The organism is Microvirga flavescens (assembly GCF_003290125.1).
Taxonomy (GTDB): Bacteria; Pseudomonadota; Alphaproteobacteria; order Rhizobiales; family Beijerinckiaceae; genus Microvirga; species Microvirga flavescens.
Genome location: NZ_QMKH01000002.1, coordinates 272,190 through 293,254, shown reverse-complemented (window position 1 = coordinate 293,254; position 21,065 = coordinate 272,190). Strand labels below are relative to the sequence as shown.

26 protein-coding genes are annotated in these 21,065 nt (G+C 63.6%); 14 read left to right on the top strand and 12 right to left on the bottom strand.

The window, feature by feature from the left end:
* The first annotated feature begins 30 nt into the window (after positions 1–30).
* Genes DQW91_RS06180 through DQW91_RS06165 form a run of 4 tightly spaced genes read left to right on the top strand, consistent with a single transcriptional unit; the run spans position 31 to position 2,763 of the window.
* Entirely contained in the window at positions 31–633 is a 603-nt protein-coding gene (locus DQW91_RS06180; protein ID WP_112662718.1) for a DUF1285 domain-containing protein, read from the top strand.
* Positions 633–1,268 (top strand): CoA pyrophosphatase, encoded by a 636-nt coding sequence (locus DQW91_RS06175; RefSeq protein ID WP_112662717.1) that lies wholly within the window; start codon positions 633–635, stop codon positions 1,266–1,268. The genes DQW91_RS06180 and DQW91_RS06175 overlap by 1 nt, the downstream gene beginning before the upstream one ends.
* Positions 1,265–1,522, top strand: a complete 258-nt coding sequence (locus DQW91_RS06170) for a DUF6111 family protein (protein ID WP_112662716.1) — start codon at positions 1,265–1,267, stop codon at positions 1,520–1,522. Before DQW91_RS06175 ends, DQW91_RS06170 begins: the two co-directional genes overlap by 4 nt.
* Entirely contained in the window at positions 1,519–2,763 is a 1,245-nt protein-coding gene (locus tag DQW91_RS06165; protein WP_112662715.1) for a CCA tRNA nucleotidyltransferase, read from the top strand. The genes DQW91_RS06170 and DQW91_RS06165 overlap by 4 nt, the downstream gene beginning before the upstream one ends.
* Before the next feature lie 6 nt (positions 2,764–2,769).
* Here DQW91_RS06165 and hemF read toward each other — a convergent pair whose 3' ends face one another.
* Together hemF and DQW91_RS06155 are read right to left on the bottom strand one after the other, a co-directional pair.
* Entirely contained in the window at positions 2,770–3,666 is an 897-nt protein-coding gene (gene hemF / locus DQW91_RS06160; protein WP_112662714.1) for an oxygen-dependent coproporphyrinogen oxidase, read from the bottom strand.
* A gap of 12 nt (positions 3,667–3,678) precedes the next feature.
* Entirely contained in the window at positions 3,679–4,152 is a 474-nt protein-coding gene (locus DQW91_RS06155) for a tRNA (cytidine(34)-2'-O)-methyltransferase (RefSeq protein WP_112662713.1), read from the bottom strand.
* A 335-nt stretch (positions 4,153–4,487) separates the two neighbouring features.
* On the opposite strand from DQW91_RS06155, the gene petA reads away from it, so the two are divergent.
* The 4 genes from petA to DQW91_RS06135 all read left to right on the top strand — a co-directional run bounded on the left by petA (position 4,488) and on the right by DQW91_RS06135 (position 8,255).
* The gene (gene petA / locus DQW91_RS06150; protein WP_425373377.1) at positions 4,488–5,036 is read left to right on the top strand and encodes a ubiquinol-cytochrome c reductase iron-sulfur subunit; all 549 of its coding nucleotides are present in this window, start codon (positions 4,488–4,490) and stop codon (positions 5,034–5,036) included.
* 36 nt (positions 5,037–5,072) lie between these two features.
* Positions 5,073–6,353, top strand: a complete 1,281-nt coding sequence (locus tag DQW91_RS06145) for a cytochrome b (RefSeq protein ID WP_112662711.1) — start codon at positions 5,073–5,075, stop codon at positions 6,351–6,353.
* Positions 6,354–6,376: 23 nt separating this feature from the next.
* Complete coding sequence (locus DQW91_RS06140) at positions 6,377–7,225, top strand: cytochrome c1 (protein WP_112662710.1); 849 nt, start codon at positions 6,377–6,379, stop codon at positions 7,223–7,225.
* A 148-nt stretch (positions 7,226–7,373) separates the two neighbouring features.
* The gene (locus DQW91_RS06135; protein WP_112662709.1) at positions 7,374–8,255 is read left to right on the top strand and encodes an S-methyl-5'-thioadenosine phosphorylase; all 882 of its coding nucleotides are present in this window, start codon (positions 7,374–7,376) and stop codon (positions 8,253–8,255) included.
* Positions 8,256–8,257: 2 nt separating this feature from the next.
* Here DQW91_RS06135 and DQW91_RS06130 read toward each other — a convergent pair whose 3' ends face one another.
* Positions 8,258–8,452, bottom strand: a complete 195-nt coding sequence (locus DQW91_RS06130; protein WP_112662708.1) for a hypothetical protein — start codon at positions 8,450–8,452, stop codon at positions 8,258–8,260.
* Between the two features lie 53 nt (positions 8,453–8,505).
* Here DQW91_RS06130 and DQW91_RS06125 point away from each other — a divergent pair, with 53 nt between their 5' ends.
* A complete protein-coding gene (locus DQW91_RS06125; protein WP_112662930.1) occupies positions 8,506–9,051 on the top strand; it encodes an adenine phosphoribosyltransferase in 546 nt (181 codons plus the stop codon).
* Positions 9,052–9,068: 17 nt separating this feature from the next.
* Here DQW91_RS06125 and DQW91_RS06120 read toward each other — a convergent pair whose 3' ends face one another.
* The 6 genes from DQW91_RS06120 to DQW91_RS06095 form a co-directional block, all read right to left on the bottom strand.
* Positions 9,069–10,082, bottom strand: coding sequence for a MaoC family dehydratase (locus DQW91_RS06120; protein ID WP_112662707.1), 1,014 nt, complete (start codon positions 10,080–10,082; stop codon positions 9,069–9,071).
* A gap of 42 nt (positions 10,083–10,124) precedes the next feature.
* Positions 10,125–10,793 (bottom strand): deoxyribonuclease V, encoded by a 669-nt coding sequence (nfi, locus tag DQW91_RS06115; RefSeq protein ID WP_112662706.1) that lies wholly within the window; start codon positions 10,791–10,793, stop codon positions 10,125–10,127.
* Between the two features lie 48 nt (positions 10,794–10,841).
* Positions 10,842–11,024 (bottom strand): hypothetical protein, encoded by a 183-nt coding sequence (locus DQW91_RS06110; protein WP_157961355.1) that lies wholly within the window; start codon positions 11,022–11,024, stop codon positions 10,842–10,844.
* Positions 11,025–11,143: 119 nt separating this feature from the next.
* Complete coding sequence (ychF, locus tag DQW91_RS06105; protein WP_112662704.1) at positions 11,144–12,241, bottom strand: redox-regulated ATPase YchF; 1,098 nt, start codon at positions 12,239–12,241, stop codon at positions 11,144–11,146.
* A 3-nt stretch (positions 12,242–12,244) separates the two neighbouring features.
* A complete protein-coding gene (gene pth, locus DQW91_RS06100; protein WP_112662703.1) occupies positions 12,245–12,868 on the bottom strand; it encodes an aminoacyl-tRNA hydrolase in 624 nt (207 codons plus the stop codon).
* Positions 12,869–12,954: 86 nt separating this feature from the next.
* Complete coding sequence (locus DQW91_RS06095) at positions 12,955–13,578, bottom strand: 50S ribosomal protein L25/general stress protein Ctc (protein ID WP_112662702.1); 624 nt, start codon at positions 13,576–13,578, stop codon at positions 12,955–12,957.
* Between the two features lie 203 nt (positions 13,579–13,781).
* Here DQW91_RS06095 and DQW91_RS06090 point away from each other — a divergent pair, with 203 nt between their 5' ends.
* A complete protein-coding gene (locus tag DQW91_RS06090) occupies positions 13,782–14,594 on the top strand; it encodes a 50S ribosomal protein L11 methyltransferase (protein ID WP_112662701.1) in 813 nt (270 codons plus the stop codon).
* A gap of 3 nt (positions 14,595–14,597) precedes the next feature.
* Here the strand turns inward: DQW91_RS06090 and DQW91_RS06085 are convergent, their stop codons facing one another.
* The 3 genes from DQW91_RS06085 to DQW91_RS06075 all read right to left on the bottom strand — a co-directional run bounded on the left by DQW91_RS06085 (position 14,598) and on the right by DQW91_RS06075 (position 17,438).
* Entirely contained in the window at positions 14,598–15,530 is a 933-nt protein-coding gene (locus DQW91_RS06085) for a ribose-phosphate pyrophosphokinase (protein ID WP_112662700.1), read from the bottom strand.
* Positions 15,531–15,683: 153 nt separating this feature from the next.
* The gene (locus DQW91_RS06080) at positions 15,684–16,205 is read right to left on the bottom strand and encodes a hypothetical protein (RefSeq protein ID WP_112662699.1); all 522 of its coding nucleotides are present in this window, start codon (positions 16,203–16,205) and stop codon (positions 15,684–15,686) included.
* 69 nt (positions 16,206–16,274) lie between these two features.
* Positions 16,275–17,438 (bottom strand): benzoate/H(+) symporter BenE family transporter, encoded by a 1,164-nt coding sequence (locus tag DQW91_RS06075; protein ID WP_112662698.1) that lies wholly within the window; start codon positions 17,436–17,438, stop codon positions 16,275–16,277.
* 114 nt (positions 17,439–17,552) lie between these two features.
* On the opposite strand from DQW91_RS06075, the gene uvrC reads away from it, so the two are divergent.
* The 4 genes from uvrC to DQW91_RS06055 all read left to right on the top strand — a co-directional run bounded on the left by uvrC (position 17,553) and on the right by DQW91_RS06055 (position 21,011).
* Positions 17,553–19,571 (top strand): excinuclease ABC subunit UvrC, encoded by a 2,019-nt coding sequence (uvrC, locus tag DQW91_RS06070; RefSeq protein WP_112662697.1) that lies wholly within the window; start codon positions 17,553–17,555, stop codon positions 19,569–19,571.
* A 121-nt stretch (positions 19,572–19,692) separates the two neighbouring features.
* Positions 19,693–20,286, top strand: a complete 594-nt coding sequence (gene pgsA, locus DQW91_RS06065; RefSeq protein ID WP_112662696.1) for a CDP-diacylglycerol--glycerol-3-phosphate 3-phosphatidyltransferase — start codon at positions 19,693–19,695, stop codon at positions 20,284–20,286.
* A 4-nt stretch (positions 20,287–20,290) separates the two neighbouring features.
* On the top strand, positions 20,291–20,542 hold the full coding sequence (moaD, locus tag DQW91_RS06060; RefSeq protein ID WP_112662695.1) for a molybdopterin converting factor subunit 1: 252 nt from the start codon (positions 20,291–20,293) through the stop codon (positions 20,540–20,542).
* A gap of 13 nt (positions 20,543–20,555) precedes the next feature.
* On the top strand, positions 20,556–21,011 hold the full coding sequence (locus DQW91_RS06055) for a molybdenum cofactor biosynthesis protein MoaE (protein WP_112662694.1): 456 nt from the start codon (positions 20,556–20,558) through the stop codon (positions 21,009–21,011).
* Positions 21,012–21,065: the final 54 nt, after the last annotated feature.

Sequence of the window (21,065 nt, the reverse complement as noted above, 5' to 3'; positions counted from 1 at the left end):
GGAAACGATATTCCTGTTCACGTCCTCGTCATGAGCGGTCAAGCAGCAACTTCCGGAAGCAATGCCCTGGCGCGCCTTGTCGAGGCGCTGGGGCCTGACGCGGGGCGAAAAGGGCCGCCGCCGGTTGAGCGCTGGAACCCGGCCTATTGCGGTGAAATCGACATGCGGATCGCCGCCGACGGGTCGTGGCATTACATGGGCACGCCGATTTCCCGCCCGGCCCTCGTGCGCCTTTTCTCGACGGTGCTGCGCAAGGACCCTGAGCGCTACGTTCTGGTCACGCCCGTCGAGCGTGTCGGCATCGCGGTGGAGGACGTTCCCTTTCTCGCCGTGGAGATGGCAGTGGACGGGGAGGGCGCGGGGCGCCAGATCGCGTTCCGCACCAATGTCGACGATCTCGTTTCCGTCAGCCCGCAAAACCCGCTGCGGTTCGAGCAGGGCGAGGCGGACGGCGTGCGGCCTTATGTGAAGGTGCGCGGCGATCTCTGGGCCCGCCTGACGCGCAGCCTTGCTCTGGACCTGATCGCCCTGGGCGAGGAGCGTGACATGAATGGCGAGGCCGTCTTTGGCGTTGCCGCCGGCGGGAGCTTCTTTCCCGTCGCGCCAGTCTCTTCGTTCGGTGGCGTCGCCTGATGGCCTCTTTTCTCGATGCCGAGCATTTTCTCGCCCTTGCCGCCGCGAGGCTGAGGTCTCGCCCGCCCGAGATCGGGGAGGCTTTGTCGAACCCGCGCGGCGATCATTCCATCGACAACGTGCCGCTTGTCGGTCCCCTCCAGCCGAAGATCGCGGCCGTGCTGGTTCCCGTGGTCATGCGCGATGAGCCGACCCTGCTTTTCACTGAGCGCGCGGCGCATCTGCGGGAGCATTCGGGGCAGATCGCATTTCCCGGCGGGCGGGTCGACGACACGGATTCGTCCATTCTGGAGGCCGCCTATCGCGAGGCGGAGGAAGAGATCGGGCTCAATCAGGCCTTCATCAGCCCGCTTGGCTATCTCGATGCCTATCTCTCCACCACGAATTATCTCGTCATGCCGGTGGTGGGGCAGGTGTCGCCGGGCTACACCCTCGCGCTCAATCCGCACGAGGTGGCCGATACCTTCGAGGTGCCCCTGCAGGTGCTGATGGACCCGCACAAGCACGAGCTGCACGCGCGGGAGTGGAAGGGCCGGCTGCGCCGCTACTATGCAATGCCCTACGAGGGGCGCTACATCTGGGGCGTTACCGCGGGCATCATCCGCAATCTGTACGAGAGGCTTTACACGTCATGACGCGGGCGATCTTCGGGGAATTCCTGTTCTTCCTCCTGCCGTTCGCCGTCTTTGCCGTTTATCTCGTCATCTTGCGGCGCAATCCCCTGTTCTGGGAGCACTGGAGTGCGCAGGCCGTCTGGCTGGCGGCGGCGGGGCTTATCTGCGTCATCCTCGCGCTCATCTGGACCGGACTCACCACCGACCGGGAGCAGGGCGCTTTTCAGCCCACCCATGTGGAGAATGGGCGTGTCGTGCCGGGGCGGTTCAAGTGAATTCCGCGCTCGATCACAAGGCGCTCGCCGAACTCCTGACGCGCCCGCGTCTGCGCCGTCTTCTCGAGGTTCTGAACGCGGACGGGGAAGAGACCCGCATCGTCGGCGGCGCGGTGCGCAATGCGCTGCTTGGGCGAGAGGTGACGGAGGTCGATCTGGCAAGCACAGCGGCCCCCGATGTAACGACCCGGCGGACCGAGCAGGCCGGCTTCAAGGCGGTGCCGACAGGTATCGAGCATGGCACGGTCACCATCATCGTGGATGGCGAGCCCTTCGAGGTCACGACCCTGCGCGAGGATGTGGAGACGGATGGCCGCTACGCCATCGTCTGCTTCGGCAATGATTTCAAGGCCGATGCCTTCCGGCGCGACTTCACCATCAACGCCCTGTCGATCGGAATCGACGGCGCGCTTTACGATTACACGGACGGCGAGGCTGATCTCGCGGCGGGCCGGGTGCGGTTCATTGGCGATGCCCATGCCCGCATCCGCGAGGATTTCCTACGCATCTTGAGGTTTTTCCGCTTCCACGCCGAATACGCGAAGGGTGAGCCGGATCGGGAAGGGCTTCTCGCCGCCAGCACCGAGCGGGCGGGGCTGGAGCGCCTGTCGCGGGAGCGTGTGCGCAATGAGATCCTCAAACTTCTGAAGGCGCGCCGGGCGCTTGAGACGTTGGCGGTTTTTTCGGAATACGGCTTTCTGCCCCTGCTTCTCGGGGGCGTGGCTGAGCTTGGACGCTTCGCGCGGGTCGCCGAATCCGGGCTTGCCGATCCGGCTGCCGGGCGGCTTGCGGCCCTCACCGTCATGACGGAGGACGATGCCGAGCGCCTGCGGGAGCGGCTGCGGCTCTCCAATGAGGAGCAGGCGAGTCTCGCGACTTACGGCCGACTTCTGGCCCGCCTCAAAACGATGCCGGATCCCATCGATGCTCTGGCCATGCGCCGCCTGGCCGCCGATCACCCCGTCGCGATCCTGAGTCTCGTCTTCACGGCGACTGCGGGCGAACCGAGCCCTCTGGTCCAGGACGAGGCGAGGGCGCTACTCGGGCGCTATGCGCGCGGGGAGGAGACGTTGCCGGTCTTTCCGCTGCGCGGAGCTGATCTCATCGCGCACAAGATCCCGCCGGGGCCCAAGCTCGGCGAGCTTCTCGGCCTCGCCCGGCAGGCCTGGCTCGAGCGGGGCTGCCCTCAGGACGAGGCCTCGGCCCGGGCCCTGCTGCAGCTCGCCCTCGAAGCGACTTGAGGGCTTTTACGGCCAGCGTACTGTCGGCGGCATCGAGGAGAGGATCGAATCGATGTTGCCGCCGGTCTTCAGGCCGAAAATGGTGCCCCGGTCGTAGAGCAGGTTGAATTCCACGTAGCGGCCGCGCCGCACCTGCTGCTCGATCCGGTCGGCCTCGGTCCAGCTCTTCGTCACGTTGCGGCGCACGATCTCGGGGTAGATCTTGAGAAAGGCCTCGCCGACGTCGCGGGTGAAGGCCAGGTCCTCATCCGGATCGCCCGACCAGTGATAATCGTAGAAAATGCCGCCGATGCCGCGCGGCTCCTTGCGGTGCTTGAGGAAGAAGTACTCGTCGCACCATTGCTTGTATTTGTCGTAAGGAGCCGTCGCCGCGTGGCGCTCGCAGGTCTCCTGCATCGCCGCGTGGAAGGCGATGCTGTCCGGATCGTCCTGCGTCCTGCGCCGGTCGAGCACGGGGGTCAGATCCGCCCCGCCGCCGAACCACGGTTTCGTCGTCACGACGAAACGGGTGTTCATGTGGACGGTCGGCACGTTCGGGTTCCACGGGTGGGCGATGAGCGAGATGCCTGAGGCCCAGAAGCGGGGATCCGTCTCCGAGCCGGGGATCTGCCCGCGAAACTCGGGCGCGAACTCGCCGTGCACCGTCGAGACATGGACGCCGACCTTCTCGAAGACCCGCCCGCGCATCATGGACATGACGCCCCCGCCGCCCGGTTGGCCACTATGGTCCTTGCGCTCCCAGGGCTTGCGCTCGAACCGGCCCGCTGTGGAGGCCTCCACCGGGAGAGGGGAGGTCGTCTCGTCCTCGATGGCCTCGAACGCCGCGCAGATCCGGTCGCGGAGCGAGGCAAACCAGATGGGGGCTTCGGCTTGAAGGCGCGAGACGGCAGCGTCGTTGGTCATGAAGGTCTCTGTTCAGTCGTTGGAAATTTCAGGGAAGGTGCCGGTCTGGCGCAGGCTCTCGCCCAAGAGCATGGCCGCCGTCACGGCGACGTTGAGCGAGCGCAGGCCCGCCTGCATGGGAACGATCACCCTCGCATCGGCGGCCTCATGAACCTCGTCCGGAACCCCGGCGGATTCACGGCCAAGGAGGATGATGTCCTTAGGCGCAAAAGCGAAGCTGGTGTAGGGGACCGCCGCCTTGGTGGTTGCCAGCACGAGCCGCCCGCCGTCGTTCTGTCGCCAGGCCTCGAAGGCCGTCCAGGAGATGTGGCGGGTAATCGCGACCTTGTCGAGATAATCGAGGCCGGAGCGGCGCAAATGCCGGTCGGACACGTCGAAGCCCGCCGGCTCGATGATCTCGACCGGAACGCCGAGGCAGGCCGCGAGGCGCAGCATGGTGCCGGTGTTCTGCGGAATGTCCGGCTGGAAAAGGGCAAGGCGAGGCATGGGGGCGTCTTCGGCGGATGAGCCGGCGCCGTCAAGGGGCAGCACTCAAGGAAAATGCCGTTCGGGGAGAGATGCCCACCCCTGCGGCATGCCGTCCGCCTATATCTTTAAGACCTTCGATTAGACATTTTCAGGCTGGAACATCTCCAAACCACCTATGGACAGGCGGGCTTGACCGTGCCAAAGAGCCCCTGCGCGGCGACTCCCAGTCGCATTGCGCGCGCGTTGGCGCGTATGCTTGTTCGCAAGAAACTGAGCAGCGTGCCGGAAGCTCGGATTTTCCGGGTTTTTAAGGACGCGCGGTTCTCGTTTGTTGACGTATGCTGGAGAGCCAAGTGGCCGAGACCACCACTGCCGTCGCTGAGCCGACACGGCGCGATTTTCTTTTCATCGCCACGGGCGCTGCCGCTGCTGTCGGCGGAGCCGCCCTGGTATGGCCCTTTATTCAGTCGATGACGCCTGACGCGGCAACCGTTGCCGCCGGCGCCCCGGTTGAGGTGGATCTGTCCCCGATCGCGGCAGGGCAGATCGTCAAGGTTTTCTGGCGTGGAAAGCTGATCTTCGTCCGTCATCGTACGCCGGAAGAGATCAAGGCCGCCGAGGACGTGAACGTCGCCACCCTGCGCGATCCGCAGACCGACGCTTCTCGCGTCAAGCCGGGCCATGCCCAATGGCTGATCGTTTACGGCAACTGCACCCACCTGGGCTGCGTGCCGCTCGGCAATCAGGGTGAATACCATGGTTGGTTCTGCCCCTGCCACGGATCGGTCTTCGATACGTCCGGCCGTGTGCGCGGCGGTCCCGCTCCGATCAATCTGCCGATCCCGCCTTACTCCTTCGCGTCCGACACCAAGATCACCATCGGCCAAGAAGCTTCGGCTTAATCAATTCAGCGACGACAGATCGTTCAGGCGACATCCATGAGCCAGCATTCTAGCACCTACGTTCCGAAGAGCGCCTTCGCCAAGTGGTTCGAGAGCCGCTTGCCGATCGCGAGCCTCGTGCACTCCTCCTTCATCGCCTATCCCGTGCCCCGGAATATCAATTATTTCTGGACCTTCGGCGCGATCCTCTCCTTCATGCTCGTGTCGCAGATCCTGACGGGCGTGTTCCTGGCGATGTACTACACGCCGCATGCCTCGCTGGCGTTCCAGTCCGTCGAGCACATCATGCGCGACGTGAACTTCGGCTGGCTCATCCGCTACCTGCACGCCAACGGCGCGTCGATGTTCTTCGTCGCCGTCTACATCCACATCTTCCGCGGTCTCTACTACGGATCGTACAAGGCCCCGCGCGAGATCCTCTGGATTCTCGGCGTCATCATCTACGGCCTGATGATGGCCACCGCCTTCATGGGTTACGTGCTGCCGTGGGGCCAGATGAGCTTCTGGGGCGCGACCGTCATCACCAACATCCTGGCGGCCATCCCGGTCGTGGGCGACACCATCCAGAGCCTGCTCTGGGGCGGCTACTCGGTCGGCAACCCCACCCTGAACCGCTTCTTCTCGATCCACTATCTCCTGCCGTTCATGATCGTCGGCGTGGTTATTCTCCACGTCTGGGCGCTGCACGTTCCGGGCCAGAACAACCCGACCGGCGTTCCGATCAAGTCGAGCAAGGACGCGTTGCCGTTCACGCCTTACGCGACCATCAAGGACATCTTCGCCACGGCGGTGTTCCTGATCTTCTTCGCCTGGTGGGTTTTCTACCTCCCGAACTATCTCGGCCACGCGGACAACTACGTCCCGGCCAACCCCGCCGTGACGCCCGCGCACATCGTTCCGGAATGGTACTTCCTGCCGTTCTACGCGATCCTGCGCGCCATTCCCGACAAGCTCGGCGGCGTCATCGCGATGTTCGCGTCGATTGCGGTCCTGGCCTTCCTGCCGTGGCTCGACACGTCGAAGGTTCGCTCGACCAGCTACCGCCCGCTCTACAAGCAGTTCTTCTGGATCCTGGCCGCCGACACGCTGCTGCTCGGCTGGCTCGGCGCCAAGCCGCCGGAGGGCTGGTACGTCATCGTCTCGCAGATCGCGACGGCCTATTACTTCATCCACTTCCTGATCATTCTGCCGGTTCTGGGCTTCATCGAACGCCCGCTGCCGCTGCCGAACTCGATCCTGGAAGCGGTGACCGCTTCCAAGAAGGGCGGTTCCGGCATTCCGGCGGGAGCCAATGCCGAGCCGAACTCCAAGGGCTGATGCGAGCGTCGAGGATCAAGACAATGATGAAACGCACTCTCCTCATCGCCGCCGCCATGATCGGCCTCGCGGCTCCGGCCTTCGCGGCGGGATCCGAAGCGCCGCCGATGCTCAAGTGGAGCTTCTCCGGCCCGTTCGGCACCTTTGACCGGGCGCAGATCCAGCGCGGATTCAAGGTCTACCGGGAGGTTTGCTCCTCCTGCCACTCCTTGAACTACATCGCGTTCCGCAATCTTGCCCAGCCCGGCGGCCCGGAGTTCTCCGAGGCTCAGGTCAAGGCTCTGGCGGCGGAATACAAGATCCAGGACGGCCCGAACGACGCCGGCGACATGTTCGAGCGTCCCGGCCGCCCGGCCGACCATTTCCCGGCACCGTTCCCGAACGAGAACGCCGCCGCTGCCGCCAACGGCGGCAAGGCTCCGCCGGATCTGTCCCTGATGGCCAAGGCCCGCACCTACGAGCGCGGCTTCCCCTGGTTCATCCTCGACGTGTTCCGTCAGTACGCGGAAAACGGCCCGGATTATCTCCATGCGGTTCTCACCGGCTATCATGAGGCGCCCGCAGGCTTCCAGGTTCCCACCGGCGGCCACTACAACGCCTACTTCCCCGGCAACATCATCGCCATGCCGAAGCCCTTGAGCGACGGACAGGTGGAGTATCCGAAGGACGAGAGCGGCAAGCCGCAGGCGCCCGAGACCGTCGACCAGTATTCCCGCGACGTGACGGCGTTCCTCATGTGGACGGCGGAGCCGCACCTCGAGGCTCGCAAGCGCCTCGGCTTCCAGGCCATGCTGTTCCTCATCGTCCTCTCCGGCCTTCTCTACTTCACCAAAAAGAAGGTGTGGGCCAAGGCCGACGAGGCGAGCGCTTAAGGCTCTCGCACTTACTCGAGAATAACGAAAGGCCCCGAGAGACCGGGGCCTTTTTCTTTTCCTCATCGGAAAAGCGCGCGGTCGCCGGGGCTCCTTTCGTTTCAAGGCTGCCCGTGGGAAGAAAGTACGCAACAGGGGAGCAGAATCGATGACGAAAGCGGTGCTCGGCATCATCGGCGGATCGGGGGTCTATGATCTGCCGGGGCTGCAGGACGTGCGCGAGGAGCGCGTGACGTCTCCGTTCGGAGAGCCGTCGGATGCCTTGCGCGTCGGCCGGATCGGTTCGACCACCGTCGTCTTTCTGGCGCGGCATGGGCGCGGCCATCGTTATTCGCCCTCCGACATCAACTACCGCGCCAATATCGACGCCATGAAGCGGCTCGGCGTGACGGACCTCATCTCGGTCTCGGCCTGTGGTTCGTTCAAATCGGAGCTTTATCCGGGCCACTTCGTGCTCGTCGATCAGTTCGTCGATCGTACGTACCGGCGGGAATCGTCCTTCTTCGGCAAGGGCTGCGTCGCGCATGTGCCGATGGCCCATCCGGTCGGGCCGCTGCTGCGCCAGCGCATCGCGGATGCGGCGACGGCGGAAGGGCTCGCCTTCACGATGGGCGGCACCCACGTCACCATCGAGGGCCCGCAGTTCTCCACTTACGCGGAATCGCTCACCTACAAGGGCCTCGGTTACGACGTCATCGGCATGACGGCGATGCCGGAGGCAAAGCTCGCCCGCGAGGCCGAGATTACTTACGCGCTCATCGCGATGGTGACGGATTTCGATTGCTGGCATCCCGAGCACGACGACGTGGACGTGGCGTCGGTCGTCGCCGTCGCTCGGAAGAACGCGACGACGGTGGCAAAACTTCTCGCCCGCCTCGCGCGCGATTTCCCCGCAGAGCACGAGCCTTGCCCCGTGAGGTCTGACCGTGCTCTCGACGGCGCGATCATGACCGCACCATCCGCGTTCGAGCCGGAGGTTCTGGCAAGGCTCGATGCGGTGGCGGGAAGGGTGCTCAAGGGCGCGCGATAACCCTACCAGGTCATCATTCCGCTCATATGGCCGAACCCGAACACGAGCCTGAACAGCCAGCCGATGAGGCCGAGGATGAGGGCGACGATGAAGGCGGCTGGAATGGCCGCCAGCGATGCCTTGACGAAAAACAGAACTAGGCTTCCAAAGGGTATATCGATATCGGTGAGGACAGTTCGAGAGGACGGTTCCGCCACAGCCTTGCTCCTTGGACGATAGGACCTCTCTTTCAATTATGGCAGATCATGTCATGGACCAGCGCCGCCTCACCGACCTGAAAGCCGCGATCCGTTCGATCCCGGATTATCCGAAGCCCGGCATCATCTTTCGCGACATCACGACTCTTCTCGGCGATGCGCGTGCGTTCCGCCGCGCGGTGGATGAGCTCGTTCAGCCCTTCGCGGGCGGGGGCGTCGACAAGGTCGCCGGAATCGAGGCGCGCGGCTTCATCCTCGGCGGGGCCGTCGCCCATCAGCTCTCCGCCGGCTTTGTGCCGATCCGCAAGAAGGGCAAGCTCCCGCATGAGACGGTGCGGATCGCCTATTCGCTGGAATACGGCGTGGACGAGATGGAGATCCACACCGACGCCATCGGCCAGGGCCAGCGCGTCATTCTCATCGACGACCTCATCGCCACCGGCGGCACGGCTGTCGCCGCGACCCAGCTGCTGCGCCAGATCGGCGCGGAAATCGTCGCCGCCTGCTTCGTGATCGATCTGCCCGATCTCGGCGGCGCGAAAAAGCTGCGCGACCTCGGCGTCGAGGTCCGCAGCCTCATGAGCTTCGAGGGACACTGAGGAAGAGCGGCGGCCAATCAGGTGGGTCGCTTCTCCCAGAACACCGTTCCGTCGAAGGCGAACACCTCTTCGCCCTTCTGATTGACGCCGCTGTTGTGGTGGAACGCGAGGCCCCAGCCCGCGCGGGAGGCAGATGCGCGCTTGCCGGTCAGCGTGGTGGTGTAGGTAATCGTGTCTCCCGCGAACACGGGCTTGAGCCATTTCAGATTTGAGAAACCGGGAGAGGGGCCGAGCCGCGCCGGCCGCTCGCCTCGTTTCAACGCTTCCGCCCGAACCCTCTCCCGCTCGGCGGCCATCAGCTTCATCCAGACGCTCGCCGTGTGCCAGCCCGAGGCGCAGAGCCCACCGAACAGGCTGCTCTTCGCGGCCTCGGCATCGGTGTGGAACGGCTGCGGGTCGTAATGCGTGGCGAAGCGGACGATCTCCTCGTCCGTGAATGTATAAGAACCGAGCCCCCGCGTTTCGCCCGCGACGAGATCATCGAGATAAGGATTGTCGCTCACCCGGGTCAGGGGAGACTGGGGCGGGGCCTCTGCAACGGAAGGAGCGGGCTTCGCCTTTTCATTCTTGGCGGCTGCGGGGCCAGGCTCTCGCCGCCCGAACATCACCCAGACGGTCTGCTTCAGCACAACCTCGTCATTCTGGTTCAGGACCTCGAACTGGAAGCGGACAAGGCCGAGATCCGGGCGGCTTTGGGAGGCGCGGCTTTCCAGAACGCTCATGCGTGAGCGCAAGGTATCGCCAGGACGAACTGGCTTCAGCCATTTCTGCTCCTCGACGCCGGGCGAGCCCATCGATGTCGAGATGTTGAGAACATTGTCGGCGATGAGCCGCATGTTGATGGCGCTGGTGTGCCAGCCGGAGGCGATCAGCGTTCCGATGAAACTGTCCTTCGCGGCGATCTCGTCCACATGGAAGGGCTGGGGATCGTATTCGCTGGCGAAGGCGATGATCTCGTCCTTGGAGATGGGAACAGGGCCGAGGATTTGTGTCGTCCCGGGCACGAAATCTTCGAAATGCAAACGAGGCATCGTTATCCCCTTCTGGCGCCTGGGCGAGCGTGCTTCCAAACCTCAGGCCGCGAAGCGTCCCGCGGCGTTATGGGCGAGGCGAATGGGCTCTGGTAGTCGGAATTTAGGCGAACACCGCAAGACCAGCTCCGCCGCTGTCGGAATATCGGCCATGTGTCCGGGGGAGATGAACATCGGGTTTTTCCCCGTGCGGGTGCGCAGCGCGACGCCGATGGTTTCGCCTTTATCGATCAGGGACGCGAAAGATCCTTTCTCCTCGCCGAGATTAGCATAATGCCCGCACAAAAGCGTCTTGCCGCAGCCGATGGTCGGGCGCTGGAGCCACAGGCCCATGTGGCTGGCAATGCCGATGCGGCGGGGATGGGCGATGCCCATGCCGTCGAACAAGAAGACATCGGGGCGGCTTTGAAGCTTCTCGAACGCCTCTTCCAGCACGGGACCTTCGCGAAAGCTCAGGAGGCCGGGAATATAGGGAAAGGGCGTCGGGTGCTTGGCGAGAACCGTTTCGACTGGGGTAAAATCCGGATAGGTCGTCACGACGACGGCGGCCTGCGATTGCCCGTCCTTGACGCTCACATCGACCCCCGCGACGAGCTTTACCCCATCGAGGTCGATGGGCCGGTTCGAGATCACCTCGCCCTTAAGCTGTTTCTGGAGGGAAATCGCTTCCTGCGGCGTCAGGTTCCATGAATGGCGGTGGGTGAGATGCATAGGAGAGAGCGGCCGGCGTGAGCGATCATGCCGACCGCGCGCCGGGCCTCAAAAATGGTTGCGGCGGCGCGAATGGGACTGGTCGCCATACCTGTGAAAGATGGCATGGAGCGCGCTGAATGCGAAGCCGCAGGCGACAAGAAGCCCCAAAATGAGCTCCCCCGAGCCGAGGCTCGGCGAAATGATCGCACCGCCGACGGAGAAGGCAACATCTTCGATTGAATCCGGCATGGCGAAATCCTCCACGAAAACCACCATGCGGGAATAATGCGCAAAACACCTGAACAGGCGACAACGAGGCCGTTCACGTTTCTGTCAGAACCGCTCTGAGCGGCGTTTTGCGCCGGGTCTTAGTTCGCGAAGCGGAAGTGCAGCACATCACCGTCCTGCACCACGTATTCCTTGCCTTCGAGCCGCAGCTTTCCGGCATCCCGCGCCCCGGCCTCGCCCTTGAGCGAGACGTAGTCGGAATAGGCGATGGTCTCCGAGCGGATGAAGCCCTTTTCGAAATCCGTGTGGATGACGCCTGCGGCCTGCGGGGCCTTGGTGCCCTTGGTGATCGTCCAGGCGCGGGCTTCCTTCGGGCCGACCGTGAAATAGGTGATGAGGCCGAGAAGATCGTAGCCCGCGCGGATCACGCGGTTGAGGCCGGGCTCGGCAAGGCCGATGGCGTCGAGATAATCCTTCTGCTCGTCAGGGGGCAGAACGGCGATCTCGCTCTCGATCTTGGCGGAGACGACAACCGCTTTCGCGCCTTCCGCCTTAGCGCGCTCCATGACCTTCGCGGAGAAGGCATTGCCCTGGTCGGCGGAGGATTCCTCGACGTTGCACACGTAGAGAACAGGCTTCGAGGTCAGAAGGCCGAGCATCTGGAACAGGCGCTCTTCCTCGGGCTTGCGCTCGACGAAGCGCGCGGGCTTGCCCTCGCGCAAAAGGACGAGGGAGCGCGTTACGAGGTCGAGGGTTTCCTTGGCTTCCTTGTCGTTGCCCTTGGCCTTCTTTTCCAGCGCATTGACGCGCTTCTCGAGGCTGTCGAGATCGGCGAGCATCAGCTCGGTCTCGATGGTCTCGATATCGGCGGTAGGATCGATCTTGCCTTCGACGTGGGTGATGTCCGAATCCTCGAACGAGCGCACCACATGGGCAATGGCGTCCACCTCGCGGATATTGGCGAGGAACTGATTGCCGAGGCCTTCGCCCTGCGAAGCGCCGCGTACGAGGCCCGCGATATCGACGAAGGTGAGGCGGGTCGGGATGATCTGCTGCGAGCCGGCGATGGCCGCGAGCTGTTCCAACCGCTCATCCGGCACGGCGACATCGCCCACGTTGGGCTCGATGGTGCAGAACGGATAGTTCGCGGCCTGCGCCGCGGCCGTCTGGGTGAGCGCGTTGAAGAGCGTCGATTTTCCGACATTCGGCAGACCGACGATGCCCATCTTGAAGCCCATGCCTCACTCCTTGTCCTTCTTGGCCTGTTCTCCAGGCCGTTTCACGTCCGCCCAGCCACGCCCTTCCATGGCGAGGTGGACCTTGTTCTGAAAGCTCGCGTCATCGCCCTTGGCGACGAGCGCGGCGTTGTCTGCGATGGCCCGGCACAGATCCTCGACCCAGGGCTCTTCCGCCTTCGCGAAATCGCCGAGCACGTAGGAGTGCACGAGTTCCTTCACGCCGGGATGGCCGATGCCGAGGCGCACGCGGCGATATTCGTTGCCGCAATGGGCGGTGATTGAGCGCAGGCCGTTATGGCCCGCATTGCCGCCGCCGATCTTCACCCTGAGTTTGGCGGGCGGCAGATCGAGTTCGTCGTAGAAGACGGTGACGTCCGATAGGGGGATCTTGAAGAAGCGCATCGCTTCGGCGACCGCCCGTCCGGATTCGTTCATGTACGTTTCCGGCTTCAGGATGAGAACCTTCTCGCCGCCGATGAGGGCCTCCGCCGTCTCGCCCTGGAAACGCCGCCGCCACGGGGAAGCCGCATGAGCGCGCGCGACCGCGTCCGCCGCCATGAACCCGATATTGTGGCGGTTCCTCGCGTAGCGCGATCCTGGATTACCGAGGCCGACGAAGAGACGCATCGCTTGCCGTCATTCATAAGGAAACGCTCCGGCCTTGCGGTCGGAGCGTCGAAACAGTCGAAAAGGGAAAACCCGATCGGAAATGATCAGGCCTTCGCAGCGGGAGCCGCAGCAGCCTCGGCGGGAGCCGGAGCCTCTTCCTTCATGCCGGAGGGAGCAACCACCGTCACGAGGGTCAGGTTCTCGTGGGTCGTCGCCTTGGCGCCCTTGGGCAGCTTGACGTCCGAGAGATGGATCGACGAACCGATGTCGAGGTCGGCGACCGAAGCCTCGATGAAGTCCGGGATCGCATCGGAAGGAACGAGGAGTTCCACCGAGTGCTCGACAACCTGCAGGGTGCCGCCGCGCTTGACGCCCGCGCACTTGTCCTGGCCGACGATGTGAACCGGCACGACGACCTTGATCGCCTGGCCCTTGGCGAGACGCAGGAAGTCGACATGGACCGGGAAGTCCTTCACCGGGTCGAGCTGGTAGTCGCGCGGAATCGCCTGGACCTTCTTTCCGTCCACGTCGATCTCGAAGATCGTGGTGAGGAAGTGGCCGGCGAAAATCAGCTGCTTCGTCTGGTTGAAGTCGAGAGCAATCGCCACGGCCGGCTGACCGGCTCCATAGATGACGGCGGGAACTTGGCCTTGGCGACGAACGGCCCGGGCGGCCCCCTTGCCGGCCCGGTCGCGCGCCACGGCCTTGATTTGCTTAACAGCGCTCATGGTCGTGGTCCTTCAAAATGGTGTTTTCAAAACCAAAGGCCGCCTCAAGGCGGCCAAGGTTCGCGCCCCCTGCCTCCAAGGGTGTCGGAGGAGCGCGAGCGGCTTATAGCGCCAAAAACCGGCTGCTGACAATTGCTTTTACACCTGCCTTGCAAAGCCTATAAGCACGCGAGCGATACTTTAATATCCGTCTGGAATGCCTAATGAGCCTGGATCGTGCCGTGCTAAGCGTGGCGGAACAAATTTTCTCGTCGCAGTTGAATGAGCGGCAGAAGCTTGAGCAATTGCTGCGTGCGGTCGCCAAATGGCGGGCGCAACTGATTGGCCATACCCTGGTTGCCAAGGATGGGACCACGGTCAGGGGTGGCCCTTTTGCGGGCCTGAAGTACCTGCCGGGAGCCTCGGAGGGTGGCCTCGCGCCAAAGCTGCTCGGGGTCTATGAAGCGGCCCTGCAACCTTTCTTCGCCGAAGCCCCGGCTCAGAATTACGACACCGTTCTCAATGTCGGCTGCGCCGAAGGGTTTTATGCCGTCGGCAGCGCCCGTCTTCTGCCTCAGGCGCAAGTTCTGGCCTGGGATATCGATCCGAGGGCACGCAAACTCTGCGCGGAACTGGCGTTGTTGAATGATGTCGAGGCTCGGATCAGCCTTCGCGAGGAATTCAAAGCCGAAGCCGTGGACGAGGTTGCGTCGGAGCTTTCCGCCTCGCTCGGGCGGCGCCCGAGCGGCCTTTTGATCATGGATTGCGAGGGCGCGGAGTTCGCTCTGCTCGATTCCAATGTGGCCGATTTCGGCTGGCTGGACATCGTCGTCGAGGTCCATCCCGGGCCCGGGCGCAGCGCGGCGGATCTCATCGAACGCTTCCGGGCGACGCACGAGATCGAGGAAAAACAGGCGCAGACCGTGGTGCCCGAGCTTCCCGATTGGCTCAACGGTCTTGGCCATCTCGACCAACTGCTGGCCGTTTGGGAGTGGAGAGCGATCCCCACCCCCTGGCTCATCATGCGGCGGAAATAACGCCTAGTCGAACAGGCTCGAAACGGAGCTTTCGGTCGCCGTCCGGCCAATGGCTTCACCGATCAGGGGGGCGATGGGGATAACGCGGATGTTGTGCGCCACCTTCACGGCCTCGGTCGGCATGATCGAGTCCGTGATCACCAGTTCCTTCAGCTTGGAATTGGCGATGCGCGAAACCGCGCCGCCGGAGAGAACGCCGTGGGTGATGTAGGCGTAGACCTCTTTCGCGCCGTTGGCGAGGAGGGCGTCCGCCGCGTTCACGAGGGTGCCGCCGGAATCCACGATGTCGTCGAGAAGAATGCAGGAACGGCCGGAAACGTCGCCGATGATGTTCATCACTTCCGATTCGCCGGGGCGCTCACGGCGCTTGTCGACGATGGCGAGCGGCGCATCGATGCGCTTGGCAAGCGCGCGGGCGCGCACCACGCCCCCCACGTCGGGGGAGACGACCATGCGGTTGGAGTTGTCCATCCGCTCCTTGATGTCGCGCACCATGACCGGCGCGCCGAACAGGTTGTCGGTCGGAATGTCGAAGAAGCCCTGGATCTGGCCCGCATGCAGATCGAGGGTCAGAACGCGGTCGGCGCCGGCATTGGTGATGAGGTTGGCGACGAGCTTGGCCGAGATCGGCGTGCGCGGGCCGGGCTTACGATCCTGCCGGGCGTAGCCGAAATAGGGAATCACCGCCGTGATGCGGCGCGCCGAGGAACGGCGCAGCGCGTCGATGATGATGAGAAGCTCCATCAGATGGTCGTTGGCCGGAAAGGACGTCGACTGGACGACGAACACATCCTCGCCGCGCACATTTTCCTGAATTTCCACGAACACTTCCATGTCCGCGAAGCGCTTCACCTGACATTTGGCGAGCGGCACATTGAGGTAGGCGGAGATAGCCTCCGCCAGCGGACGATTGGAATTTCCCGCGACGAGCTTCATGAAAGCATCTTTTGCTGCATGTGACCTGTGGAGACCGCCGCACGACCAGGCTGCTCAAAGCGGCAAGACGAGGGGGTCTTAGCAGTGTTCAAAAGTCGTCACAATACCGAGAATGCCGCAACAGTGCCGCATTCTCGTCTTGCGCGAGAACCGTTACTGAGCAGCAACAATCGGCTCGGATAGAGCGGCTTCCGCCGTCTGGAACGGGGCCTCAGCCTTCGCAGCGCTCAAAAATTCAGCAATCTCGTCCATGCTTGCATTGGCGAGTTTCGCCAGAGTGGCTTTGTCGAGCGCCGTCCAGGGATTGCCGGTTGCTGACTTGAGGGGGCTTGATCCGGTCAGTCGCTTGGCGCGGCGCTTCTCGGCATCGAACACGTCCCAGACATAAGCGACGCTCGTCTGGCCGTCATGGGTTTCGGTGGAGAGATAGCCGCGCACCCGGTAGCGAGCCTGCGTGCTCGTTCCCACGAACTCGACCTTCCGGTCCGAGGCGGCGGAGTTCAACTCTCCGACGAAGGCTGTCTGAACAGGCGCGGGCGCGCCTTCGATGCTCTCCAGTACGATTGGAACGCCTTCCGGCGAGCCGGTCAGGGAAGCGCCGTTACTCTGGCATGCACCCAGTCCGATCATCGCCGTCATGGCGGCAAGCCGCCACAAATGCTTCGTTTCAATCATACTGCCTCCCGCCCGTTCCAAGTCCCGGTGGTAACAAAATCTTAACTTTAAGCGGGGGCGAGGTCCAGTTCAGGCCCTTGGGAGGCGGATCCGGCTGTTTACAACATCAAGGCCTAGCACCAGCAAACCGGTTGCCAAACCCCAGAAAGCCGAGCCGATTCCGAACATTGAGACGCCCGAAGCGGTGACCGCCAGCGTGAGGGCCGCCGGAAAGCGCTTCGCGTCGTCGGCGAGCGCGGACCCAAGCGCCCCGGCGAAGGAGGCCGCGAGCGCCAGCCCCGCGACGGTCTTGATGAGTTCCGGGGGCAGGGCGCCGATGAGGGCGATGAGCGGTGCGCTGAAGGCCGCGAAGATCAGGTAGCAAAGGGCGTAGAACGGCCCGACCATCCAGCGTTTGGCGGGATCGGGATGCGTATCCGGCCCGGTGCAGATGGCGGCGGAGATGGCAGCGAGGTTGCTCGTATGCGCGCCGAAAAAGGCGCTGACCACCGACACAAAGCCCGTCGTCGCGAGGATAGGGCGTGAGGGCGGCGAATAGCCGGAGGCGCGCAGCACGGCAAAGCCCGGCAGGTTTTGCGAGGCCATCGTGACGAGAAACAGCGGCACGCCGAGGCCGATGAGGGCCGTGGGCTCGAAGGCTGGATGAATGAAGGTGAGCGAGGAAATCGTGAGGTCGGAGGGCAGGGCCTTCGCGAATCCGCCGCCGAAGGCGATGCCGAAGCCGGCGACGAGCACGGCCAGGACCGCCATCGCCGGATTGAAAAGCCGCACGAGGAGAAAGATGCCGATCAGCGGCAGCACGAGGGCGGGGGTCGCTTGCGCGCTTTCGAAGACCGACATCACGAACCGAATCAGAATGCCCGCCAGCATGGCGGCGGCAATCGAGGTCGGAATGCGCTCGATGAGACGACCGAAGGGTTTGACGGCGGCGGCAAGAACGATGAGGGACCCTGCAAGCAGGAATGCGCCGACCGCCGCTGAAAGCGAGATGCCGCTCGAAGCGGCAATCAACGCCGCGCCGGGAGTGGACCAGGCGGTCACCACGGGGATTTTGAAGCGGACGCTCAGAAAGCCGCTGGTGACGGCCATGCTGAGGCAGAGCGCCGCGACCCATGACGTGGTCTGGGCCGCATCGGCTCCGACGGCCTGGGTCGCCGCAATGATCAGGGCAATCGTGCTGCCGAAGCCCACGAGGGCCGCCACAACGGCGGAGACAATGATCGACAGGCGCATGGGGCGCTCCACTCAGGATGCGGGTTGAGGCATTTAAACCTCCTCAGCCCCCTGTTGCGGAATAGTGGAGGCGTGCTCTTTCCACTGGAAATCGAAACCCTTAAATCACCTTCCATGAGCCGCAACCCCACCAACGATGTCCCGCCAGATATCCTCGACAATGAGGACGAGGAGGATGTTGCCCCCGTTCTGGAGTCGGGATCGGACGTGGAGTTCGACCTCGAAGCCAATCCGGGCTCCGTCAAGCGCGGAACGGAGGTGATCCGGCGTTTCTGGACGACGCTGCCCAATGCGCCGGGTGTCTATCGCATGCTCGATGCCCGGCACGAGGTGCTTTACGTCGGCAAGGCGAACAGCCTCAAGAATCGCGTCGGCTCTTATGCGCGGGGCCAGGCGCATTCGAACCGCATCGCCCGCATGATCGCCGAGACGGCGTCGATGGAATTCGTCACCACAGCGACGGAGACCGAGGCGCTTCTGCTAGAGGCGAACCTCATCAAGCAACTGCGCCCGCGCTACAATGTGCTTTTGCGGGATGACAAGTCGCTTCCCTACATTCTCCTGACGGGGGATCACGAAGCGCCTCAACTCGTGAAACATCGCGGTGCGCGCAAGCGCAAGGGAGATTACTATGGCCCCTTCGCCAGCGTCTGGGCGGTCAACCGCACCATCAACGCGCTGCAGCGCGCGTTCCTCCTGCGCTCGTGCAACGACAGCTATTTCGAAAACCGCACGCGGCCCTGCCTTCTGTTTCAAATCAAACGATGCTCCGGCCCGTGCACGAAGGAGATTCCCGAGCAGGACTACGCGGAGCTTGTCGATGAGGCGCGCGCGTTCCTGTCGGGCAAATCGAATGCCGTGAAGGCGCGCATCACCGCCGAGATGCAGCAGGCTTCCGACGATCTGGAGTTCGAGCGTGCCGCGCGTTGCCGCGATCGTCTCGCCGCGCTCTCCGCGATTCAGGGCGTTCAGGGCATCAACACGCAATCCATCGAAGAGGCGGACGTGTTCGCGCTCGATGAGCAGGCCGGGCAGTTTTGTGTGGAAGTGTTCTTCTTCCGCAATTGGCAGAACTGGGGCAATCGCGCCTATTTTCCGAAGGCCGACAAGTCCATATCGCGGCAGGAAGTGCTCACCTCCTTCCTCGCGCAGTTCTACGATGACAAGCCCGCGCCGCGTCTCATCCTGCTCTCGCACGAGATCGAGGATTCCGAATTGATGGCCGCCGCACTTTCCACGCGCGCGGAATCGAAGGTGGAGATCCATGCGCCGAAGCGCGGTGAGCGGCGGCAGCTCATCGATTACGTTTTGCGCAACGCGAAGGAAGCGCTCGGGCGAAGGCTTGCCGACACGGCCTCGCAGCAGAAGCTGCTCATCTCGCTCGGACAGGCATTCGGTCTTGAAAAGGCGCCGAAGCGCGTGGAGGTCTACGACAATTCGCACATCATGGGCACGAACGCCGTTGGCGCGATGGTCGTCGCCGGCGCGAACGGATTCATGAAGCAGCACTACCGCACCTTCAACATGAAGTCGGAAGATCTCAAACCCGGCGACGATTACGGCATGATGCGCGAGATGCTGCAGCGCCGTTTCGCGCGGCTGGTGAAGGAGAATCCGAAGGACGGTTCGCAGCCTCCTCCCGAAGACGCCGATGCGACGGACGATTCTTTCCCCGTTTGGCCCGATCTCGTTCTCATCGACGGCGGCAAGGGGCAACTCGAGGCCGCGCGCGTGGCGCTCGCGGAGGTCGGTGTCGGCGAAAGCGATGTCGCGCTCATCGGCATCGCCAAGGGACGGGACCGCGATGCGGGCCGGGAGACTTTTTTCAAGATCGGCCAGCCGCCCTTCAAGCTGCCGCCGCGCGATCCGGCGCTCTATTTCGTGCAGCGCCTGCGGGACGAAGCGCACCGGTTCGCCATCGGCTCCCACCGCGCCAAGCGCAAGCGCGAGATGACCAAGAACCCGCTCGACGAGATTGCCGGAATCGGCCCCACGCGCAAGCGCGCCCTCCTGCATCATTTCGGAACCGTGAAGGCGATCCAGCGCGCCGCGCTGGAGGATCTCGTCAAGGCGCCGGGCGTCAATGCGGCGACGGCCCGCGCGGTCTATGACTTCTTTCACGAGCGTGGGTGAGGAGGTTACGTCGCAATAAAGTTACCGCCCCCGCCTTGCAGACTCAGCGCAGGGCATTACCCTGATATTCGTCGGCTCATTCGGGTTGACGCGCCAAACCCAAGCGTGCTTCCTCCAGATCATGAACTCCGCTTCTCCCATGCAACGGTCCAAAGCCTTCAACCTCCCGAACATGCTGACCTACGGCCGGCTCGTCGCCGTGCCTCTTGTGGTCGCGCTCATGTTCTGGCCGGAGGATCACTGGTCCCGCTGGGCTGCGCTGGGGATCTTCGCGCTGGCCGCCATCACTGATTACTTCGATGGATATTTCGCGCGGGCCTACGCCCAGCAATCGGCGTTGGGCCGCATGCTCGATCCCATCGCGGACAAGCTTCTCGTCGCGGCCTCGCTTCTCATGCTGGTGGCGGACAAGACCATTCACGGCTGGGCCCTTTGGGCGGCCATCGTGATTCTCTGCCGTGAAATTCTGGTGTCGGGCCTGCGGGAGTTTCTGGCCGAACTGCGGGTCAGCGTTCCCGTCAGCCGGGTTGCGAAGTGGAAGACGACCCTGCAGCTTCTGTCCCTCGGCTTCCTGATCGCGGGTCCTGCGGGCGAAACCGTTCTGCCCGGCACGATCCTGATCGGTACGGTGCTCCTGTGGGTCTCCGCGATTCTGACGATCTATACGGGCTGGGACTATTTCAAGACCGGCATCCGCCACGTCATTCAGGATTAGGGTCGTGAAACTCGTCTATTTTGCCTGTGTGCGCGAGCGGGTCGGCAAGACGGACGAGGAGGTGGCCTTGCCCGAGACGATTGAAACCGTTGCCCAATTAATCGGCTGGCTGAAGACGCGGGGCGAGGAATACGAATACGCCTTCGAAAAGGAGGGCGTGATCCGCGTTGCCGTCGATCATGTTCACGTCAGGCCAGAGGCCAGGCTTGCCGGTGCCCGCGAGGTCGCGTTCTTTCCGCCGATGACCGGGGGGTAGGGCTGAGGAAGCCATGACAACCACCATCCGCATCCAGTCCGAACCTTTCGACGCCGCCGCCGAAGCCACGGCATTGACGGCGGGCCGGACGGATGTCGGCGCCGTCGTCACCTTCACGGGTCTTTGCCGTGACGAGGGCGGGCGTCTCGCAGCTCTGGAACTGGAACATTACCCCGGCATGGCCGAGGCGGAGATCGCCCGCGTCGCCGCCGAAGCCGAGCGCCGGTGGCCCATTCTCGGCCAGACCATCATTCACCGGTTCGGCCGCATCACGCCGGGCGAGTCCATCGTTCTCGTTGTCACGACCTCGGTCCATCGTCAGGCTGCTTTCGAGGCTGCCGAGTTCCTGATGGACTATCTCAAGACGCAGGCCCCGTTCTGGAAGCGGGAGCACCTGAGGGACGGCGCGGCGGGCTCATGGGTGGAGGCGAAGGACACCGACGATGCCGCCGCCGCGCGCTGGCGCTAGTGGACGTCCCCCATTGGAAAATTCCGCGGCCCGCTGAATCTGCGTGAAAGAGAC

Coding starts and splice junctions, on each gene's coding strand:
- DQW91_RS06075 (WP_112662698.1), bottom strand. CDS start 17,438: ATGCGCCTGTCGATCATTGTCTCCGCCGTTGTGGCGGCCCTCGTGGGC.
- DQW91_RS06085 (WP_112662700.1), bottom strand. CDS start 15,530: ATGAAGCTCGTCGCGGGAAATTCCAATCGTCCGCTGGCGGAGGCTATC.
- uvrC (WP_112662697.1), top strand. CDS start 17,553: ATGAGCCGCAACCCCACCAACGATGTCCCGCCAGATATCCTCGACAAT.
- DQW91_RS06155 (WP_112662713.1), bottom strand. CDS start 4,152: ATGCCTCGCCTTGCCCTTTTCCAGCCGGACATTCCGCAGAACACCGGC.
- hemF (WP_112662714.1), bottom strand. CDS start 3,666: ATGACCAACGACGCTGCCGTCTCGCGCCTTCAAGCCGAAGCCCCCATC.
- DQW91_RS06175 (WP_112662717.1), top strand. CDS start 633: ATGGCCTCTTTTCTCGATGCCGAGCATTTTCTCGCCCTTGCCGCCGCG.
- nfi (WP_112662706.1), bottom strand. CDS start 10,793: ATGCATCTCACCCACCGCCATTCATGGAACCTGACGCCGCAGGAAGCG.
- DQW91_RS06120 (WP_112662707.1), bottom strand. CDS start 10,082: ATGCCTCGTTTGCATTTCGAAGATTTCGTGCCCGGGACGACACAAATC.
- DQW91_RS06145 (WP_112662711.1), top strand. CDS start 5,073: ATGAGCCAGCATTCTAGCACCTACGTTCCGAAGAGCGCCTTCGCCAAG.
- DQW91_RS06125 (WP_112662930.1), top strand. CDS start 8,506: ATGGACCAGCGCCGCCTCACCGACCTGAAAGCCGCGATCCGTTCGATC.
- DQW91_RS06055 (WP_112662694.1), top strand. CDS start 20,556: ATGACAACCACCATCCGCATCCAGTCCGAACCTTTCGACGCCGCCGCC.
- DQW91_RS06090 (WP_112662701.1), top strand. CDS start 13,782: ATGAGCCTGGATCGTGCCGTGCTAAGCGTGGCGGAACAAATTTTCTCG.
- DQW91_RS06080 (WP_112662699.1), bottom strand. CDS start 16,205: ATGATTGAAACGAAGCATTTGTGGCGGCTTGCCGCCATGACGGCGATG.
- pth (WP_112662703.1), bottom strand. CDS start 12,868: ATGCGTCTCTTCGTCGGCCTCGGTAATCCAGGATCGCGCTACGCGAGG.
- DQW91_RS06135 (WP_112662709.1), top strand. CDS start 7,374: ATGACGAAAGCGGTGCTCGGCATCATCGGCGGATCGGGGGTCTATGAT.
- DQW91_RS06180 (WP_112662718.1), top strand. CDS start 31: ATGAGCGGTCAAGCAGCAACTTCCGGAAGCAATGCCCTGGCGCGCCTT.
- DQW91_RS06110 (WP_157961355.1), bottom strand. CDS start 11,024: ATGCCGGATTCAATCGAAGATGTTGCCTTCTCCGTCGGCGGTGCGATC.
- pgsA (WP_112662696.1), top strand. CDS start 19,693: ATGAACTCCGCTTCTCCCATGCAACGGTCCAAAGCCTTCAACCTCCCG.
- DQW91_RS06140 (WP_112662710.1), top strand. CDS start 6,377: ATGATGAAACGCACTCTCCTCATCGCCGCCGCCATGATCGGCCTCGCG.
- DQW91_RS06170 (WP_112662716.1), top strand. CDS start 1,265: ATGACGCGGGCGATCTTCGGGGAATTCCTGTTCTTCCTCCTGCCGTTC.
- ychF (WP_112662704.1), bottom strand. CDS start 12,241: ATGGGCTTCAAGATGGGCATCGTCGGTCTGCCGAATGTCGGAAAATCG.
- DQW91_RS06095 (WP_112662702.1), bottom strand. CDS start 13,578: ATGAGCGCTGTTAAGCAAATCAAGGCCGTGGCGCGCGACCGGGCCGGC.